The 1917-nt window shown below is 64.8% G+C and carries 3 protein-coding genes; all 3 read left to right on the top strand.

The annotated features are described in order from the left end of the window. A partial coding sequence (gene arsB, locus IQ35_RS20805; protein ID WP_145076216.1) for an ACR3 family arsenite efflux transporter occupies positions 1-1014 on the top strand: 1014 nt, incomplete at its 5' end. Then, positions 1011-1442 (top strand): arsenic resistance N-acetyltransferase ArsN2, encoded by a 432-nt coding sequence (gene arsN2, locus IQ35_RS20800; RefSeq protein ID WP_007688071.1) that lies wholly within the window; start codon positions 1011-1013, stop codon positions 1440-1442. The genes arsB and arsN2, both read left to right, overlap by 4 nt. Continuing rightward, positions 1442-1917, top strand: a 476-nt coding sequence (locus tag IQ35_RS20795) for an NAD(P)H-dependent oxidoreductase (RefSeq protein ID WP_199740004.1), incomplete at its 3' end; no start/stop codon positions are given. The genes arsN2 and IQ35_RS20795, both read left to right, overlap by 1 nt.

Raw genomic sequence — 1917 nt, 5'->3', positions numbered from 1 at the left:
TATTTGAGCGTCTGGGTGGCGCTCTGCATCGCTGTCGGCATCGCGCTCGGCTATTCGCTGCCGAATCTGTTCGCAGCCATCGCATCGGCTGAGATCGCGCGCGTGAACCTGGTCGTGGCTGTGCTGATCTGGCTGATGATCGTCCCCATGCTGCTCAAGATCGACCTCGGCGCGTTGGGGTCGGTTCGCCAACACTGGAAGGGCGTCGGCGTCACCCTCTTCATCAACTGGGCGGTGAAGCCCTTTTCAATGGCGCTGCTCGGCACGCTGTTCCTGGGATGGCTCTTCCGGCCGCTGCTGCCGCAGGGCGAGATCAACGCCTATATCGCCGGGCTCATCCTGCTCGCCGCCGCCCCCTGCACGGCGATGGTGTTCGTCTGGTCGAACCTGTGCGACGGCGAGCCGACCTATACGCTGAGCCAGGTGGCGCTCAACGACGTGATCATGGTCTTCGCCTTCGCACCGCTGGTCGGACTGCTGCTCGGGGTCGCCTCGATCACAGTGCCCTGGGACACGCTGCTCATCTCGGTCCTGCTCTATATCGTCGTGCCCGTCATCGTCGCGCAGATCATTCGTCGGGCGTTGCTATCGTCAGGCGGGCAGCCGGCGCTCGATCGGCTGCTGGCAACGCTTGGGCCGGTGTCGCTGGTTGCGCTGCTGACGACGCTCGTCCTCCTGTTCGGCTTCCAGGGCCCGGCGATCCTGGCTCATCCGCTGGTCATCGCACTGATTGCCATTCCCATCCTCATCCAGGTCTACTTCAATGCGGGCCTGGCCTATTGGCTCAGCCGGCGCTTCGGCGTGGCCTGGTGCGTCGCCGCTCCGGCCGCGCTGATCGGCGCGTCCAATTTCTTCGAGCTCGCGGTTGCAGCCGCGATCAGCCTGTTCGGCCTCAATTCCGGGGCCGCGCTCGCGACCGTGGTGGGCGTGCTGGTCGAGGTGCCGGTAATGCTGTCTGTCGTCAGCATCGTCAAGAAGACGCGGCCCTGGTACGAGCAACGCGTTCCTGCATGATCGCTACACTGCTGGATTCCAGGTCGCTTTCCGACCTGATGGCGGAGCTGAGCGCGGCGGGTCTGCCTGCCAGTGATCTCGCCGAGGCGGGACGCCGCTTCTTTCGGTTCGAGGATGATGTTGGCCTTGTCGGCTATGGCGGGATCGAAGGCGACGGCTCCGACCGCCTGCTGCGCTCGCTGGTCGTGAAGGCCGATCGGCGCGGATGCGGATTGGGCGGTGCCATTCTCACGGCAGTCGAACGCGCTGCAGCTGATGAGGGCGCGACTAGCCTGTACCTGCTCACCACGACCGCCGAGCCTTTCTTTCGCCGTCACGGCTATGAAACAGCCGAACGGACCGACGTTCCTGCCGTCATCGCGCAATCGGCCGAGTTCCGATCGCTATGCCCGGCGAGCGCCGCCCTTTTGTACAAATGGATTGCCTGATGTCGCGTCTTCGTATCCTTCCCGAACCCGATCACATGCCCGCGCTGGACCGTGCAATGATCCGGCCCGATCTCGCCGCCGGGCTCGGCGCGCTTGAGCCGAAACCTCGCATCCTCCTCCTCTACGGCTCGCTGCGCGAGCGGTCGTTCAGTCGCTTCGCGGTCGAGGAAGCGGCCCGGCTGCTCATCCTCTTCGGCGCCGAAGTGCGGATCTTCGATCCGGCCGATCTCCCGCTCCCCGACCAGATCAAGGACGATGATCACCCGGCGGTGCATGAGCTTCGCGAGCATGCGCTTTGGTCCGAGGGCATGGTCTGGTGCAGTCCCGAACGGCACGGCCAGATCACCGGCATCATGAAAGCGCAGATCGACCATTTGCCGCTCGAATTCGGCGGCATGCGTCCGACCCAGGGCCGGACCCTGGCCGTCATGCAGGTTTCGGGCGGATCGCAGTCGTTCAACGCGGTCAACACGTT

It is taken from the genome of Sphingobium wenxiniae (assembly GCF_007830065.1).
Classification (GTDB): domain Bacteria; phylum Pseudomonadota; class Alphaproteobacteria; order Sphingomonadales; family Sphingomonadaceae; genus Sphingobium; species Sphingobium wenxiniae.
Note: the sequence above shows the minus strand (reverse complement) of the source record. Positions and strands in the feature narration are given on the sequence as shown.